The organism is Pseudomonas sp. FDAARGOS_761 (assembly GCF_013343155.1).
Lineage (GTDB): Bacteria > Pseudomonadota > Gammaproteobacteria > Pseudomonadales > Pseudomonadaceae > Pseudomonas > Pseudomonas aeruginosa.
Genome location: NZ_CP054572.1, coordinates 4412439 through 4429566 on the forward strand (window position 1 = coordinate 4412439; position 17128 = coordinate 4429566).

The 17128-nt window shown below is 67.5% G+C and carries 13 protein-coding genes; 4 read left to right on the top strand and 9 right to left on the bottom strand.

Going from position 1 to position 17128, the window contains the following annotated elements; genetic code table 11:
* Positions 1-22 precede the first annotated feature (22 nt).
* Both dauA and dauR read left to right on the top strand, forming a co-directional pair.
* Positions 23-1150 carry an FAD-dependent catabolic D-arginine dehydrogenase DauA gene (gene dauA, locus FOC67_RS20510; protein WP_003122058.1) on the top strand — a complete coding sequence of 376 codons (1128 nt, stop codon included), beginning with the start codon at positions 23-25 and terminating at the stop codon, positions 1148-1150.
* Between the two features lie 62 nt (positions 1151-1212).
* On the top strand, positions 1213-1845 hold the full coding sequence (gene dauR, locus FOC67_RS20515; protein ID WP_009313430.1) for a transcriptional regulator DauR: 633 nt from the start codon (positions 1213-1215) through the stop codon (positions 1843-1845).
* 23 nt (positions 1846-1868) lie between these two features.
* Here the strand turns inward: dauR and FOC67_RS20520 are convergent, their stop codons facing one another.
* The gene (locus FOC67_RS20520; RefSeq protein ID WP_003118292.1) at positions 1869-2660 is read right to left on the bottom strand and encodes an ABC transporter substrate-binding protein; all 792 of its coding nucleotides are present in this window, start codon (positions 2658-2660) and stop codon (positions 1869-1871) included.
* Positions 2661-3103: 443 nt separating this feature from the next.
* On the opposite strand from FOC67_RS20520, the gene FOC67_RS20525 reads away from it, so the two are divergent.
* The gene (locus FOC67_RS20525; protein WP_003129557.1) at positions 3104-5107 is read left to right on the top strand and encodes a TonB-dependent siderophore receptor; all 2004 of its coding nucleotides are present in this window, start codon (positions 3104-3106) and stop codon (positions 5105-5107) included.
* Positions 5104-5628 carry a molybdopterin-dependent oxidoreductase gene (locus FOC67_RS20530; protein WP_003092946.1) on the top strand — a complete coding sequence of 175 codons (525 nt, stop codon included), beginning with the start codon at positions 5104-5106 and terminating at the stop codon, positions 5626-5628. The genes FOC67_RS20525 and FOC67_RS20530 overlap by 4 nt, the downstream gene beginning before the upstream one ends.
* A gap of 6 nt (positions 5629-5634) precedes the next feature.
* Here the strand turns inward: FOC67_RS20530 and moaA are convergent, their stop codons facing one another.
* The 8 genes from moaA to FOC67_RS20570 all read right to left on the bottom strand — a co-directional run bounded on the left by moaA (position 5635) and on the right by FOC67_RS20570 (position 17114).
* Positions 5635-6624 (bottom strand): GTP 3',8-cyclase MoaA, encoded by a 990-nt coding sequence (moaA, locus tag FOC67_RS20535; protein WP_003092949.1) that lies wholly within the window; start codon positions 6622-6624, stop codon positions 5635-5637.
* 56 nt (positions 6625-6680) lie between these two features.
* On the bottom strand, positions 6681-7499 hold the full coding sequence (locus FOC67_RS20540; protein ID WP_003159377.1) for a peptidylprolyl isomerase: 819 nt from the start codon (positions 7497-7499) through the stop codon (positions 6681-6683).
* Positions 7500-7553: 54 nt separating this feature from the next.
* Positions 7554-8237 carry a respiratory nitrate reductase subunit gamma gene (narI, locus tag FOC67_RS20545; protein ID WP_003092953.1) on the bottom strand — a complete coding sequence of 228 codons (684 nt, stop codon included), beginning with the start codon at positions 8235-8237 and terminating at the stop codon, positions 7554-7556.
* A gap of 2 nt (positions 8238-8239) precedes the next feature.
* Positions 8240-8980 carry a nitrate reductase molybdenum cofactor assembly chaperone gene (gene narJ / locus FOC67_RS20550; protein WP_003092956.1) on the bottom strand — a complete coding sequence of 247 codons (741 nt, stop codon included), beginning with the start codon at positions 8978-8980 and terminating at the stop codon, positions 8240-8242.
* A gap of 5 nt (positions 8981-8985) precedes the next feature.
* Positions 8986-10527 carry a nitrate reductase subunit beta gene (narH, locus tag FOC67_RS20555; RefSeq protein WP_003092958.1) on the bottom strand — a complete coding sequence of 514 codons (1542 nt, stop codon included), beginning with the start codon at positions 10525-10527 and terminating at the stop codon, positions 8986-8988.
* 11 nt (positions 10528-10538) lie between these two features.
* A complete protein-coding gene (locus FOC67_RS20560) occupies positions 10539-14324 on the bottom strand; it encodes a nitrate reductase subunit alpha (protein WP_003092960.1) in 3786 nt (1261 codons plus the stop codon).
* A gap of 75 nt (positions 14325-14399) precedes the next feature.
* Complete coding sequence (gene narK2, locus FOC67_RS20565) at positions 14400-15806, bottom strand: nitrate/nitrite transporter NarK2 (RefSeq protein WP_009313428.1); 1407 nt, start codon at positions 15804-15806, stop codon at positions 14400-14402.
* A gap of 12 nt (positions 15807-15818) precedes the next feature.
* Positions 15819-17114 carry a NarK/NasA family nitrate transporter gene (locus tag FOC67_RS20570; RefSeq protein WP_003105298.1) on the bottom strand — a complete coding sequence of 432 codons (1296 nt, stop codon included), beginning with the start codon at positions 17112-17114 and terminating at the stop codon, positions 15819-15821.
* Positions 17115-17128 lie beyond the last annotated feature (14 nt).

Below are 17128 nucleotides of genomic sequence, written 5' to 3' on the forward strand. Positions count from 1 at the left end.
TCGCGCGATGCAGGAGAGCAGCATGATCGAAGCGGATTACCTCGTCATCGGTGCCGGCATCGCCGGCGCATCCACCGGCTACTGGCTGTCGGCCCACGGCCGGGTCGTGGTGCTGGAGCGCGAGGCGCAGCCCGGCTACCACTCCACCGGCCGCTCCGCCGCGCACTACACGGTGGCCTACGGCACACCCCAGGTGCGCGCGCTCACCGCCGCCAGCCGGGCCTTCTTCGACAACCCGCCGGCCGGCTTCTGCGAGCATCCGCTGCTCAGCCCGCGTCCGGAAATGGTGGTCGACTTCAGCGACGATCCGGAAGAACTCCGCCGTCAATACGAAAGCGGCAAGGCGCTGGTGCCGCAGATGCGCCTGCTGGACGCGGAACAGGCCTGCTCGATCGTGCCGGTGCTGCGTCGCGACAAGGTCTTCGGCGCCACCTACGACCCCACCGGCGCCGACATCGATACCGACGCCCTGCACCAGGGCTACCTGCGCGGCATCCGCCGCAACCAGGGGCAGGTCCTGTGCAACCACGAAGCGCTGGAGATCCGCCGGGTCGACGGCGCCTGGGAAGTCCGCTGCGACGCCGGCAGCTACCGCGCCGCGGTGCTGGTCAACGCCGCAGGCGCCTGGTGCGACGCCATCGCCGGGCTGGCCGGCGTCCGCCCTCTGGGCCTGCAGCCCAAGCGCCGCTCGGCCTTCATCTTCGCCCCGCCGCCGGGCATCGACTGCCACGACTGGCCGATGCTGGTCAGCCTCGACGAATCCTTCTACCTGAAGCCGGACGCCGGCATGTTGCTCGGCTCGCCGGCCAACGCCGATCCGGTCGAGGCCCACGACGTACAGCCCGAGCAACTGGACATCGCCACCGGCATGTACCTGATCGAAGAAGCCACCACCCTCACCATTCGCCGCCCGGAACACACCTGGGCAGGGCTGCGCTCGTTCGTTGCCGACGGCGACCTGGTGGCCGGCTACGCCGCCGATGCGGAAGGCTTCTTCTGGGTCGCCGCCCAGGGCGGCTACGGTATCCAGACCTCGGCGGCGATGGGCGAGGCCAGCGCCGCGCTGATCCGCCACCAGCCGCTGCCGGCGCACCTGCGCGAGCACGGCCTGGACGAGGCGATGCTGTCGCCGCGCCGCCTGTCTCCCTGATGACCCGGCGGCGGGTTTGCGGCACACTCGCCTCGCCCACCGTCCCACGAGAGTTCCTGCGCATGAGCCCGAGCCAAGACCCCAGCCTGGAGAACTACCGGGCGATCGCCGACGGCATCGCCACCCTGTTCTTCCCCCACGCCGAAGTGGTCCTGCACGACCTGCGCAGCCAGCGGGTCGACTACATCGCCAACAACCTGTCCAAGCGCGAGGTCGGCGACGACTCGGCGCTGGAAGACATGCTCGAAGGCGATAGCGACGAGCGCAACATCGGTCCCTACGAGAAGCTCAACTGGGACGGGCAGAAGATCCGCTCGGTCAGCACCGTGCTGCGCGACGCCACCGGCCAGCCGCTGGCGGTGCTGTGCATCAACCTGAATATCAGCCTGTTCGAGAGCGCCAAGGCGGCGCTCGACCTGTTCCTCTCGCCGAGCAAGCTGATCCCGCAACCGGACGCGCTGTTCCGCGACGACTGGCAGGAGCGCATCAACACCTTCCTGCACGGCTGGCTGCGGCAGCGCCAGCTCGGCTTGAACCTGCTCACCCGCGAGCACAAGCGCGAACTGGTCCTGGCCCTGCACGCCGAGGGCGCGTTCAAGGGCAAGAGCGCCGCCAACTATGTGGCCAACGTGCTGAACATGGGCCGGGCGACGGTCTACAAGCACCTCAAGGAGCTGAAGGAAGGCGGCGACTGACGGCAGCCGCCGCCGGCGAGCGGTCAGTCGCCGTAGATGTCGCTCTTGAAGTACTTGCCCTCGATGCGCTTGTAGGTCCCGTCGGCACGAATCGCGTCGATCGCCGCGTTGAGCTTGCCGACCAGCTCGGCGTCCCCCTTGCGCACCGCGATCCCGGCGCCCTCGCCGAAGTATTTCGGGTCCTTGAACTCCGGCCCGACGAAGGCGTAGCCCTTGCCGCGCGGGGTATCGAGGAAGCCGGTCTGCAACGGGATGGAGTCGGCGAAGGTGGCGTCGAGGCGGCCGGCCACCAGGTCCAGGTAGATCTCGTCCTGGCTGGTGTAGCGCACCACTTCGGCACCGGCCTTGGCCAGCACCGCACTGGCGAAGCGGTCGGCGGTAGCGCCGCGCTGCACGCCGATGCGCTTGCCGGCCAACTGGCTGAAGCTGTCGTCGAGCTGGGCGCCTTCCTTCATCACCAGGCGGCCCGGCGTGAAGTAGTACTTGTGGGTGAAGTCCACCGAGCGCCGCCGTTCCTCGGTGATGGTGATGGAGGACAGCGCGGCGTCTATCTTGCGAACTTTCAGCGAGGGAATCAGGCCGTCGTACTCCTGCTCGATCCACTGGCACTTCACCTGCATCTGCGCGCACAGCGCGTTGCCGATGTCGTAGTCGAAGCCGGCCAGTTCGCCTTCGGCGGTCTTGAAGGAAAACGGCGGGTAGGCGGCCTCGATGCCGATTCGCAGGTTGCCATCGGCGGCGACGGCGGATCCGCTGGCGAGCACGCCGAGCAGCAGGCCTCCCAGCAGGTTCTTGGTGTTCAGCGACTTGATCATGGACGACTCCAGGGGTGACGAAGGTGCGCCCGCGGCCCGGGCGGGAAACAGACGGTGATCCGCCTTTATACTTTTCGTCCAATCTGGACCAAAAAGTATACATCGTCAATCGCTGTCCCTCCTCCGCTACCCCTCCTTACCTCCTTCGAGGAATAGGCCCGCCGGCCCGCGGGACTTAGTCTTGAGCCATACACAGCCACCCGCGAGGTGTTCCGCTACGCAGACATCACCCCTTGCTCCATTTCAGCTATCACGGTTAAGGCTCTATTTACGCCTGGATCCCCGCGTCACGCTCATGCCGCGGGGATTTTTTCGTCCCGCCGCCGCCCTTCCGAATTCGCTATATAGATAAATAATTCCGAATTGCTCTTAATGGGTATTTACCCTGATGAATATTTCATAGATCGTTATGTAAAAAAATACATAACGAGATCGCCGCTACCATGCAAAACCTTCTTTCCAACCGGCTGGTCCCCAGCCTGGCACTGTCCCTGCTGGGCGCTGCCACTGCCCAGGCGGAGACGCCGATCGCGCTTCCCGACATGGAAGTCAGCACCTGGGGCAATTCCCTCAGCCCGCCGGACAGCGTCGCCCGCGAAGACTTCCAGCGCTTCGACCGCCGCGACGTCGGCGAGGCGCTGAACACCCTCCCCGGCGTCTACCTGCAAGGCGGCGGCAACCGCAACGAACGCCAGGTCAGCGTACGCGGCTTCGACTCGCGCCAGGTGCCGCTGTTCATCGACGGCGTGCCGGTCTACGTGCCCTACGACGGCAACATCGACCTCGGCCGCTTCCTCACCTCGGACCTGGCCGGCATCGAAGTGTCCAAGGGCTACGCCTCGCTGTTGCAGGGGCCGAACATGCTCGGCGGGGCGATCAACCTGGCGACCCGTCGCCCGACCCGCCCCTTCGAGGCCGGCTTCGGCCTCAGCCAGGGCTGGGCGCGCGACGCAGGGCGGGTCGGCCGGGCGGCGGATTTCTCCCTCGGCGGCAAGGGCCGCCAGGGCTTCTTCCAGGCCAGCGGCGCCTGGCTCGACCGCGACGCCCGCGCCCTCCCCGGCGGCCTGCGCGACAGCGACGACCTGGGTAGCCACGGCGAACGCGCCAACTCGGCCAGCCGCGACGCCCGCGGCACCCTGAAGCTGGGCCTGACGCCCAATGCCAGCGACGAATACGTGCTGACCTACTTCAAGCAGGACGGCGACAAGCAGTCGCCACCCTACGCCGGCAGCGATCCGTCGTTCCAGAGCCGCTACTGGCGCTGGCCGGACTGGAACAAGGAAGGCCTGTACTTCAACTCCAGCACCCAGCTCGGCGAACGCACGCGCCTGCGTACGCGCCTCTACCGCGACACCTTCCAGAACACCCTGGAGCAGTACAACAGTCGCGCCGACCTGGAGGCCCGCAAGGGCAGTCGCAGCCAGTACGACGACTGGTCCGACGGCGCCGGGGTGGAACTCAGCCAGGGCCTGCGCGAGGACGACAGCCTGGCCTTCGCCCTGCACTGGAAGCAGGACGTCCACCGCGAACGCCAGGACCGCGGACCCTGGGGGCGCTTCGAAGACCGCACCTGGTCGCTCTCCAGCGAATACCAGTGGGCCCTCGACGCGGCCACGCGGATGATCTTCGGGGTCAGCTACGACTGGCGGGAAAGCCTGGAGGCACGGGAGTACAAGACCGACCGCCAGGGCCGGACCAGCGAGAAGGAATACCCGGACAACGACGCCGAGGCGTTCAACTGGCAATGGAGCCTGGTGCATCCGCTCGACGAAGCCAGCGAAGTCCAGCTGAACCTGGCCGACCGTAGCCGCTTCGCCACCCTCAAGGACCGCTACACCACCTTCCGCCCCGCCGTCGGCCAGACCGTGCTGGTCAACCCCGACCTCGACCCGGAGCGCGCGCGCCTGGTCGAACTGCGCTACCGCCGCGCCTTCGGCCAGGACACCACGCTGGACCTCGCGCTGTTCCACAACCGGGTGCGCGATGCCATCCAGGCCACCGACCTCGGGCCGAACCTGGCGCAGAACCGCAATGTCGGCGAGATCGTCTACCAGGGCCTCGACCTGGGCCTGCGCGGCAGGCCTGCGCAGCGCCTGGAGCTGGGCGCCAACTACAGCTGGATCGACAGCGACTGGCGCAGCAGCGAGGCCGGCGTGGTCACCGGCCTGCCGCGCCACAAACTGTTCGCCTGGGCCGACTGGCAAGCCCTGGAGCCGCTGCACCTGGTGCTCAGCGGCGAAGCCCGTTCCCGGACCTACAGCGATACCGGCGGCAGCCGGCGCGCCGCCGGCTTCGCGCTGCTCAACCTGCATGGCGAATACCAGGCCAGCCGCGAACTGGCCCTGAGCCTGGCGCTGAACAACCTGGCGGATCGCCGATACGCCTACAACGAAGGATTCATCGAAGAAGGACGCACCCTATGGCTCGGCATGAAATACCGCTATTGAAACGCCTCGCACTGGCCGCCCTGTGCACGGCCCTGCCCGCCCTCGGCGTCGCCGCGGACGCCTCGCTGCACGTGTACGGCGCGGTGCAGCGCGAGCTGCGCCTCGACCTCACCGCGCTACGCCAGCTACCGGCGCAAGACAGCGGCAAGCTGGCGATGGTCTGCCAGTCCGGCGCCCAGGTCGGCGCCGAGCGCGAGTACCGGGGGGTGCGCCTGAGCGACGTGCTGGACCAGGCCGGGCTGGACATGCCCGGCCACCAGGACGCGCGGCGCAGCTATGTGGTCGCACGCAGTTCCAGGGACGGTTATGCCGTGGTGTTTTCCTGGGGCGAGCTGTACAACAGCGAGGCCGGCGACGAGATCCTGGTGGCCTACCAGAAGAACGGCCTCGCCCTGGATCCTGGCGAAGGCCCGCTGGCGCTGGTCTCGACAGGCGATCTGCGCAGCGGCCCGCGCCACGTCAAGTGGCTCGACGGCCTCGAGGTGGTGCGCCTGCCACGAGGCCCGCTGGCTACGCCCTGAGTCGCCTCAGCCGCCGCTCATGTTCATGAAGCGCAGCACCTGCACCTCGCCGGCGGCGCTGAATTCATGGCGCGCCGGCTTGCGCTGGAGCGCCTCGCCGATCGCTTCCAGCAACGGCCCGTCGTGCAGCGGGTGGCGGCGCAGCAGCGCGCGCAGGTCGAGCGAATGCTCGTGGCCGAGGCACAGCAGCAGGCGGCCCTCGACGGTCAGGCGCAGGCGGTTGCAGGTGGCGCAGAAGTTGTGCGAGTGCGGCGAGATGAAGCCGATGCGTGTCTGCGGATGCTCGACCAGGCGCACGTAGCGCGCCGGCCCGCCGCTCTGCTCGGCGCTGTCGAGCAAGGCATGGCGCTGGGCGATCAGCGCGCGTACTTCGTCGCTGGAGCAGAAGCTCTCGCCACGTTCGCGGCCGACCTGGCCAAGCGGCATCTCCTCGATGAAGCTGATATCCAGGCCGCGGGCGATGGCGAAGTCCACCAGCGCCGGCACCTCATCGGCGTTGCGCCCCTTCATCACCACCGCGTTCAGCTTGATCCGGCGGAAACCGGCGGCCTGGGCGGCGTCGATGCCGGCCAGCACCTTGTCCAGCTCGCCGTTGCGGGTGATCGCCCGGAAGCGCAGCGGATCGAGGGTGTCGAGGCTGATGTTGAGACGCGACAGGCCGGCGTCGTACAACGGCCGGGCGTAGCGCACCAGTTGCGAGCCATTGCTGGTCATGCACAGTTCGCGCAGCCCCGGCAGTGCCGCCAGGCGCTCGCACAGGCCGACGATGCCGGGCCGCACCAGCGGCTCGCCGCCGGTCAGGCGCAGCTTGCGCACGCCGCCGGCGACGAACAGCCGGGCGACCCGCTCGATCTCCTCCAGGGTCAGCACCTGCTGGCGCGGCAGGAAGCGCATGTCCTCGGCCATGCAGTAGACACAGCGGAAGTCGCAACGGTCGGTGACCGACAGGCGCAGGTAGTCGATCTGTCGGCCTTGGCCATCGATCCAGTCGGTCATGTCCTGGGTACTCCGATTGATGTGCGGGAGGAAGAGGGAAACAACGGCGCCGAAACCTATTGCACCAGCGCCCCATCCGCGCCCTCGAAGGCGAAGCCCTCGATGCAGGCGTCTCCCGCCAGCACGCCGATGTACTGCCCCACGGCCCGCTGCAACACTTGCGCTTGCAGGTGCGCGGCGATTTGCGCGCGGGCCGCGTCGAAGTCGAGCGGCTCGCCGCCCTCGCGCCCCAGCAGTTCCACCACATGCAGGCCATAGCGGCTTTCCAGCGGATGCTCGAGCAGCCCGGGCGCGCGGCGCAGCAGGCGCTTCTCGAATTCGGGGACGGTCTGCCCCGGCTCGATCCAGCCGAGGTCGCCGCCCGCCTCCTTCGACGGACAGGCGGAGAAACGCCGGGCCAGGTCGACGAAGCGCTCGGGATGCCCGCGCAACTCGTCGAGCAGCTCCGCGGCCTGCTTGCGCGCCGTCTCGCGGCCTTCCAGGTCGTCCGGCGCGCAGGCCAGCAGCACATGGCGCAATTGCAGGCGCCAGGGGCCGAGCAGGCGCCCCGGATTGGCCGCGTACCAGGTCCGGCAGGCGTCTTCGTCGGCTTCCGGGACCTGCACCTCTTCCTCCAGCAATTGGCGGATGCGCGCTTCCTCCGGCGTCTCGCCGTCTTCGCAGCGGGCCTCGATGCCCAGCGCGTCGGCCCGTTGCAGGAGCAACTGGCGGACGATCAGCGCACGGCAGGCGGCCTCCAGCGCCAGCGCGTAGCTGTCCGCCGGGTGGTATTGCAGCTCGCGGGCCAGCAGGTCTTCGCCGATGGCCACGCCGTTGACCTTCAGTTGCGGCAGTTCGACCTTCTCGACGCGTTCTTCGTAGTGGGAGCAACTCATGATCGATCACCTCGGTTCGGCGGGCCGGCGCCGGATGCGCCGGCCGCCCAGGGTTCAGGCAGGACGTTTCTGACGCACGATCTGGTAGCGCCGGCCCAGGTACCACACCGGCGCGCTGACGATGTGCACCAGGCGGGTGAAGGGGAACAGCACGAACAGGGTCAGGCCCAGGCCGACGTGCAGCTTGTAGACCAGGCCCACCGGCGCGATGGCCTCGGCCGCCGCCAGCGGACGCAGGGTGACGATGGCCTGGGCCCAGTCGGCGAGCATCACCATCACCGAGCCATCCATGTGATGGGTCGAGGCGACGATGGTGGAGAGGCCGAGGATCAGCTGGGCGTAGAGCACCAGCAGGATCATCAGGTCGGAGGCGTTGCCGGTGGCGCGCACCCGCGCGTCGGTCAGGCGGCGCAGGATCAGTCCGCTCAGGCCGATGAAGCAGAGCACGCCGAAGAAGCCGCCGGAGACCATCGCCAGCAGTTGCTTGTTCTCGGTGCTGATCAGGTGGTGGTAGACCGAGGCCGGGGTCAGCAGGCCGACGAAGTGGCCGGCGAGGATGAACAGCACGCCGACGTGGAACAGGTTGCTGTATACCCGCATGCCCTTCTTGCTGAGCATCTGGCTGGAACCGGCCTTCCAGGTGTACTGCGAGAGGTCGAAGCGCGCCCAGCTGCCGACCAGGCAGATCAGCAGCGCGACATAGGGATAGATCCCGAAGAACAGAAGATTGGTCGACATGCTCAGACTCCTTCGCGGGCCGCGCGGTACTGCATCTGCGGTACCGGCTGGGCGACCCATTGCAATGGTTGTTCGGTGGACGCCGTCGGACGGCGGCCGCTGCTCGACGGGCAACCGCCGGCAGGGTCGGTGAAGCTCACCGGGGTTTCCTCCCAGGCCCGGTCGATGGCCTCCAGGCTGTCGTCGCGCTGTTCCTGGGCCTGGTCGCGACGCAACGCGCCGAGGTCCGGGCGCTCGCCGCCGAGCTCCAGCAACGCCTCGAAAATCGCCGCGTAGGCGCTGCCACGTTCCTCCAAGCGCAGCGCCAGCAGGCCGAGGATGTGCGCCACTTCGGCGAGCCCTTCGCTGGCCGCCGCGAACGGCAGCAGCGACAGGTATTCGAGGTACAGCGGCAGGTAGTCCGGCAGCTCCGGTACGTCGATCTGCAGGCCAGCCCCGGTATAGCGGTCGAGCAGGTCGACCATCGCCTGGCCACGGTCGCGGCTCTCGCCGTGGACGTGCTCGAAGAGCAGCAGCGAGACCGAGCGGCCGCGCTCGAAGAGACCGTCGTAGCGCGCCTGGACGTCCAGCAGGTCGCCCTGGCAGAGCTCGTTGAGCAGCGCCGCGAGGCCGTCGCGCAGCGCTTCCGGCAGTTCGCAGGTGCGGATCAGCGCATGCAGGCCGAGGCTCTCCTCGCGCAGCTCGGCGCGTGGATAGTCGAGCAGCAGGGCGAGCAGGCGGAACAGTTGGCTGTGATCGTTCATGGCGCTCACTCCTGGATCTGCACGACCTGGATCACGTCGCGGCGGTTGGTCGGCTTGCCGCCGAACAGGTTGACGGCGGAGTTGCTGCCGCCGGAACAGCCGTTGCCGAAGCTGAAGCCGCAGCCGGAACGCTCGGCGAAGGCATCGGAAAGCGCTTCCTCGCGGTGCGCGCTGGGGATCACGAAGCGATCCTCGTAGTTGGCGATGGCCAGGTAGCGGTACATCTCCTCCACCTGCTCCACGCTCAACCCGACCTTGGCCAGTACCTCCAGGTCCTGGCGGCCTTCGACGTGCTCGGCGCGCTTGTAGGCGCGCATCGCCAGCAGGCGCTTGAGCGCCAGCAGCACCGGCGCGGTGTCGCCGGCGGTGAGCAGGTTGGCCAGGTACTGCACGGGGATGCGCAGCGACTCGACGTCCGGGATCACCCCGTCGCTGCCGATGTGCCCCTCGGCGGCGGCGTTCTGGATCGGCGACAGCGGCGGCACGTACCAGACCATCGGCAGCGTGCGGTATTCCGGGTGCAGCGGCAGGGCCAGCTTCCAGTCCATCGCCAGCTTGTACACCGGCGACTTCTGCGCCGCCTCGATGACGCTGTCGGCCACCCCGTCCTTGCGCGCCTGGGCGATCACCGCCGGGTCGAACGGATCGAGGAAGATCTCCAGTTGCTTCTCGTACAGCTCGCGCTCGTTCTCGCAACTGGCCACTTCGTGGATGCGGTCGGCGTCGTAGAGCAGCACGCCGAGGTAGCGGATGCGCCCGACGCAGGTCTCCGAGCAGACGGTGGGCTGGCCGGCCTCGATGCGCGGGTAGCAGAAGATGCACTTCTCGGACTTGCCGCTCTTCCAGTTGAAGTAGATCTTCTTGTACGGGCAGCCGGAGATGCACATCCGCCAGCCGCGGCACTTGTCCTGGTCGATCAGGACGATGCCGTCCTCCTCGCGCTTGTAGATCGCCCCGCTCGGGCAGGACGCCACGCACGCCGGGTTCAGGCAGTGCTCGCAGAGGCGCGGCAGGTACATCATGAAGGTGTTCTCGTACTCACCGTAGATGTCCGCCTGGACCTGGTCGAAGTTCTTGTCCTTGCGCCGCTTGGCGAACTCGGTGCCGAGGATCTCCTCCCAGTTCGGGCCCCACTCGATCTTCTCCATGCGCTGCCCGGAGACCAGCGAGCGCGGGCGCGCCACCGGCTGGTGTTCGGCCTTGGGCGCGGTATGCAGGTGCTGGTAGTCGAAGTCGAACGGTTCGTAGTAGTCGTCGATCTCGGGCAGGTCCGGGTTGGCGAAGATGTTCGCCAGCACGCGGAACTTGCCGCCGATGCGCGGGCGGATCGAACCGTCCGCCGCGCGCACCCAGCCGCCCTTCCACTTCTCCTGGTTTTCCCATTCCTTCGGGTAGCCGATCCCGGGCTTGGTCTCGACGTTGTTGAACCAGGCGTACTCCATGCCTTCGCGGCTGGTCCAGACGTTCTTGCAGGTGATCGAGCAGGTGTGGCAACCGATGCATTTGTCGAGGTTCAGCACCATGCCGACTTGCGAACGAATTTTCATGGCGTCTCTCCTCAAATGTCCTGGGGCAGCGGTTGCGGCAGGGCGTCGCCGCCGAGTCCGCCGTGGCGGGGTTCGTCCAGCCAGTCGACCTTGCTCATCTTGCGCACCACGACGAACTCGTCGCGGTTGCAGCCGACCGTGCCGTAGTAGTTGAAGCCCCAGGCCTGCTGGGCGTAGCCGCCGATCATGTGGGTCGGCTTGAGCACCACGCGGGTCACCGAGTTGTGGTGGCCGCCACGGGTGCCGGTGGTCTCGCTGCCGGGTACGTTCACGATGCGTTCCTGGGCGTGGTACATCATCACCATGCCGTCCTTGACCCGTTGGCTGACCACCGCGCGGCAGGTCGCCGCGCCGTTGGCGTTGAACACCTCGACCCAGTCGTTATCGACGATCCCGGCCTTGGCCGCGTCGTGCTCGCTGAGCCAGATGATCGGACCGCCGCGCGACAGGGTGAGCATCAGCAGGTTGTCGCTGTAGGTGGAGTGGATGCCCCATTTCTGGTGCGGGGTGATCCAGTTCAGGGTGATCTCCGGGTTGCCGTTGGGCTTCCTGTTCAACAGCTTCTCGGTGGTCCGGGTGTTGACCGGCGGCCGGTAGCTGACGAAGCCTTCGCCGAACGCCTGCATCCACGGGTGGTCCTGGTAGAACTGCTGGCGACCGGTGATGGTGCGCCACGGGATCAGCTCGTGGACGTTGGTGTAGCCGGCGTTGTAGCTGACGTGCTCGTCCTCGAGGCCGGACCAGGTCGGGCTGGAGATGATCTTGCGCGGCTGCACCTGGATGTCGCGGAAGCGGATCTTCTCGTCTTCCTTGGGCAGCGCCAGGTGGGCATGCTCGCGGCCGGTGATCTTCGACAGCGCTTCCCAGGCCTTGACCGCGACCTGGCCGTTGGTTTCCGGAGCCAGGGCGAGGACCACCTCGGCGGCGTCGATGGCGCTGTCGATGCGCGGCCGGCCCTGGCTGACGCCGCTCTCGACGACGCGATGGTTGAGGTCGCCGACCAGCTTCACTTCCTTCTCGGTGTTCCAGCCGATGCCCTTGCCGCCGTTGCCCAGCTTGTCCAGCAGCGGACCGAGCGAGGTGAACTTGCGGTAGACGTTCGGGTAGTCGCGCTCGACCAGGTGCAGCGTCGGCAGGTTGCGTCCCGGCATCGGCTCGCACTCGCCCTTCTTCCAGTCATGGCCGTCGCCGCCGAACGGCTGCGCCAGCTCGGTGGGGGTGTCGTGCAGCAGCGGCACCGTGACCAGGTCCTGCTCCACGCCGAGGTGGCCTTCGGCGACGGCGGAGAACTTCTTGGCGATGGCCTTGTAGATCTCCCAGTCGCTCTTGGCTTCCCAGGCCGGATCGGTGGCCGCCGACAGCGGATGGATGAAGGGGTGCATGTCGGAGGTGTTGAGGTCGTCCTTCTCGTACCAGGTAGCGGTCGGCAGGACGATGTCCGAGTACATGCAGGTGGAGGACATGCGGAAGTCCAGGGTGGTGACCAGGTCGAGCTTGCCCTCGGCACCGTCGTCGACCCAGTCGACCTCGGTGGGACGCGGACCGCCGGCCTTGCCGAGGTCATCGTTCATCACCCCGTTCTTCGCCCCGAGCAGGTACTTGAGCATGTACTCGTGGCCCTTGCCGGAGGAGCCCAGCAGGTTGGAGCGCCAGATGAACATGTTGCGCGGGAAGTTCTGCGGATCGTCCGGCGATTCGCTGGCGAAGCGCAGGCCGCCGCTCTTCAGTTCGCGCACCACGTAGTCGGCGACCGGCAGGCCGGCGGCCTCGGCCTCGGCGGCGATGCGCAGCGGGTTGCGGTTCAGTTGCGGCGCCGACGGCAGCCAGCCGAGGCGTTCGGCCTGGATGTTGTAGTCCAGGGCGTGTTCGGCGAAGCGGCTGGCGTCGGCCAGCGGCGACAGCACCTCGTGCATCGACAGCTTCTCGTGGCGCCATTGCGAGCTGTGCAGGTAGAAGAAGCTGGTGCCGTTCATCTGCCGCGGCGGCCGGCTCCAGTCCAGGCCGAAGGCCAGCGGCGCCCAGCCGGTCTGCGGGCGCAGCTTCTCCTGGCCGACATAGTGCGCCCAGCCGCCGCCGCTCTGGCCGATGCAGCCGCACATCATCAGCATGTTGATGACCGCGCGGTAGTTCATGTCCATGTGGTACCAGTGGTTCATCGCCGCGCCGATGATCACCATCGCCTTGCCGCGGGTCTTGTCGGCGCTGTCGGCGAACTCGCGGGCGACCTGCGTCGCGCGCGCCGCCGGAACGCCGGTGATGCGCTCCTGCCAGGCCGGGGTATAGGGCGTGTCGGCGTCCTCGTAGGAGGTCGCCACGTTGTCGCCGCCCAGGCCGCGGTCGATGCTGTAGTTGGCCATCTGCAGGTCGTAGACGGTGGCCACCCGCAGGCGCTTGCCGTCCGCCGCGACGATCTCGCGGAACGGCACCCGGCGCAGCAGTACCTCGTCGTTAGCGACGCCCTTGAAGTGCGGGTGCTCCTGCCCGGCGAAATACGGGAAGGCCACCTCGCAGGCATGTTCCGGGCCATCGAGCAGCGACAGTTGCAGGCGCGTCTGGTCACCGCTCCTGCCGTCCAGCTCGGCGATGTTCCACTTGCCTGACTCGCCCCAGCGATAGCCGATGGCGCCGGTGGGCGAGACCAGCCCGCCGCTGCGCTCGTCGTAGGCGATGGTCTTCCACTCGGGGTTGTTGTCCTGGCCGAGGTTGTCCGCCAGGTCGGCGGCGCGCAGGTAGCGGGTCGGCTTGAACGCGCCGCCGGCGTGTTCTTCCAGCAACACCAGCATCGGCATGTCGGTGTACTGGCGGCAGTAGTCGACGAAGTAGGCGCTCGGCCGGTCGAGGTGGAATTCCTTCAGGATCACGTGACCGAAGGCCATGCCCAGCGCGGCGTCGGTGCCCTGCTTGGGGTTGAGCCAGAGGTCGGTGAGCTTGGCCACCTCGGAATAGTCCGGGGTGATGGAGACGGTCTTGGTGCCCTTGTAGCGCACCTCGGTGAAGAAGTGCGCGTCCGGGGTCCGCGTCTGCGGCACGTTGGAGCCCCAGGCGATGATGTAGCTGGAGTTGTACCAGTCGGCCGACTCCGGCACGTCGGTCTGCTCGCCCCAGATCTGCGGGCTGGCCGGCGGCAGGTCGCAGTACCAGTCGTAGAAGCTCAGGCAGACCCCGCCGATCAGCGACAGGTAGCGGGCGCCGGCGGCGTAGCTGACCATCGACATGGCCGGGATCGGCGAGAAGCCGATCACCCGGTCCGGACCGTAGGTCTTGGCGGTGTAGACGTTGGCCGCGGCGATGATCTCGGTGACCTCGTCCCAGCTGGAACGGACGAAGCCGCCCAGGCCGCGCTGGCTCTTGTAGCTCTTCGCCTTGGCGGCGTCCTCGACGATGCTGGCCCAGGCGTTCACCGGGTCGCCGTGCTGCGCCCGCGCCTCGCGCCAGAGCTTGAGCAACGGCTTGCGCACCTTCGGGTACTTCAGGCGGTTGGCGCTGTAGATGTACCAGGAATAGCTGGCCCCGCGCGGGCAGCCGCGCGGCTCGTGGTTGGGCAGGTCCGGACGGGTGCGTGGGTAGTCGGTCTGCTGGGTTTCCCAGGTGATCAGGCCGTTCTTCACGTAGATCTTCCAGGAGCAGGAGCCGGTGCAGTTCACCCCGTGGGTGGAGCGCACGATCTTGTCGTGCTGCCAGCGCTGCCGGTAGGCACCTTCCCAGGCGCGGCTCTCGTTGCTGGTCTCGCCGTGGCCATCGGCGAATTCGCCCTGCTTCTTCTTGAAGAACTGCAGGCGGTCGAGCAGGTGACTCATCTTGATCTCCTCACCCGGTCTGTGCCGGGCGTTACAACGCTAATCAGGGGTTGCCGCGGGCTGCTGCCGACGGACTCAACAGGGACTCTCCGCACCCTTGCGCGCGTACCACCACCAGGTGGCGACGATGCAGCTCAGGTAGTAGGCGATGAACACGTAGAGGGCGCCCTCGGCGCTGCCGGTCATGTGCAGCGAGGTGCCGAACGCCTTCGGGATGAAGAACCCGCCGAAGGCGCCGATGGCGGCGGAGAAGCCGATCACCGCGGCCGACTCCATGCTCGCGTTGCGCGCCGCGCCGGCTTCGTCGGCCTGGCCGTCGCGCACCCGCCGGGCCCACTCGTTGCGGAAGATCACCGGGATCATGCGGAAGGTGGAACCGTTGCCGATGCCGGCGAAGAAGAACAGCAGGATGAAGGCGCCAAGGAAACCGAAGAAGTTGCCCTGGCCGCCGTCGCCCGGCAGGAAGGCGATCACCGCGAACACCCCGCCGATCATCAGTGTGTAGTTCCACAGGGTGATCCGCGCGCCGCCGAACTTGTCCGCCAGCCAGCCGCCCAGGGGCCGGCTGAGGGCGCCCACCAGCGGACCGAGGAAGGCGTATTGCAGCGGGTTGATGTCGGGGAACTGGGTCTTGCTGAGCATCGCGAAGCCGGCCGAGAAGCCTATGAACGAGCCGAAGGTGGCCACGTACAGCCAGCACATCAGCCAGTTGTGCTTGCGCTTGAAGATCACCGCCTGGTCGCGGAACGAGGCCTTGGCGTCGGCGATGTCGTTCATCCCGAACCAGGCCGCGACCGATACCACGGCGATGAACGGCACCCAGATCCAGCCGGCGTTCTGCAGCCACAGGCGACCGCCGTCGCCGAGCTGCTGCGGCTCGCCGCCGAAGGCGCCGAACAGGCCGCCGGCCACCGCCAGCGGCACGGCGAACTGCATCACCGAGACGCCGAGGTTGCCGAGCCCGGCATTCAGGCCGAGGGCGGTGCCCTGCTGGCTCTTCGGATAGAAGAAGCTGATGTTGGACATGCTCGAGGCGAAGTTGCCGCCGCCGAAGCCGCAGAGCAGCGCGATCAGGGCGAACACCCAGTACGGGGTGCTCGGGTCCTGCACGGCGAAGCCCAGCCAGATGCACGGGATCAGCATCGAGGCGGTGCTCAGGGCGGTCCAGCGACGACCGCCGAAGATCGGCACCATGAACGAATAGAACACCCGCAGGGTGGCGCCGGAGATCGACGGCAGCGCCGCGAGCAGGAACAACTGGTCGTTGCTGAAGGCGAAGCCGGCGCTGTTCAGGCGCACGGTCACCGTGCTCCAGATCATCCACACGGCGAAGGCGAGCAGCAGCGCGGGGATCGAGATCCACAGGTTGCGGCTGGCGATGCGCTTGCCGTTGCGCGCCCAGAACTCGGGGTCCTCGGGGCGCCAGTCGAGCAGCAGCGGTCCCCGTGCGGCTTTCAGTTGGGTATTGGCGATCATGCCCATGACGGCATTACCTCAGGAGTGGGTGGGAAGGGTGGGAGGAAGGTCGACGTCGGCCGAGGCGGCCTGGCCGTCGATGCGGCGTTGCTGCTTGATCGCGTAGTGCATCCAGACCATGCAGACCACGGTCAGGCCGAACAGCAACATGAAGCAGGAGGAGCGCACGCCGATGTGGTCGGCGGCGTAGCCGAACAGGATCGGCAGGCAGAAGCCGCCGAGGCCGCCGATCACCCCGACCATGCCGCCGACGGTGCCCATGTTGCTCGGGTAGTAGTCGTGGATGATCCGGTACACGCTGGCCTTGCCGAAGCCCTGGGCGATGCCGACGACGAACACCAGGAAGGTGAACAGCCAGACGTTCAGGCCGATGCCCAGGCTGAGGTCGCCCTGGATGCCGTGGATGGTCATGGTGGTCTGCGGGTAGGAGAGGAAGAACAGGCACACCAGGCAGACCCAGAACACGCCCCAGTTCACCGAGCGCGCGCCGTAGTGGTCGCTGAACCAGCCGCCGAGGGCGCGGATCAGGCCGGACGGCAAGGTGAACAGCATGGTGATGAAGGATGCGGTCTTCAGGTCCAGGCCGTATTCGGCGATGTAGTACTTCGGCAGCCACAGGGCCAGGGCGACGAAGCCGCCGAAGACGAAGAAGTAGTACAGGCCGAAGCGCCAGACGCGCAGCTCGGCGAGCGGCGCCAGTTGCTTGGCCAGGGTCGGCCGCTGGCTGGCCTCGGCGGCACCCTTGAGGTGCGCCGGATCGGTCCAGGTGAACAGCCAGAACAGCACGGCGGTGACCAGCATGGCCACCGAGTAGACCTGCGGCACCATGCGCCAGCCGAAGGCGACCACGATCATCGGCGCCACCAGGTTGGTGATCGCCGCGCCGGCGTTGCCGGCGCCGAAGATGCCCATCGCGGTGCCCTGGCGCTCCTTCTCGAACCAGGCCGAGGTGTAGGCGATGCCGACCGCGAAGGAGCCGCCGGCCAGGCCGACGAACAGGCCGAGCACCAGGTAGTGCCAGTACTGGCTGGCGAAGGCCAGGCCGTAGATCGGGATGGCCACCAGCAGCATGTGGATGAAGAACACGATGCGGCCGCCGAAGCGGTCGGTGATCAGGCCCAGCGGCAGGCGCACCAGGGAGCCGGTGAGGATCGGCAGGGCGACCATCAGGCCGAACTGGGATTCGCTCAGGCCAAGCTCGTCCTTGATGCGGATGCCGATGATCGAAAACATCGTCCACACGGCGAAATTCACCGCGAAGGACAAGGTACTCATGCCGAGGACGGAGTACTGTTTCTGACGTAGGGAAGCCATGGCTAAACTCTCTG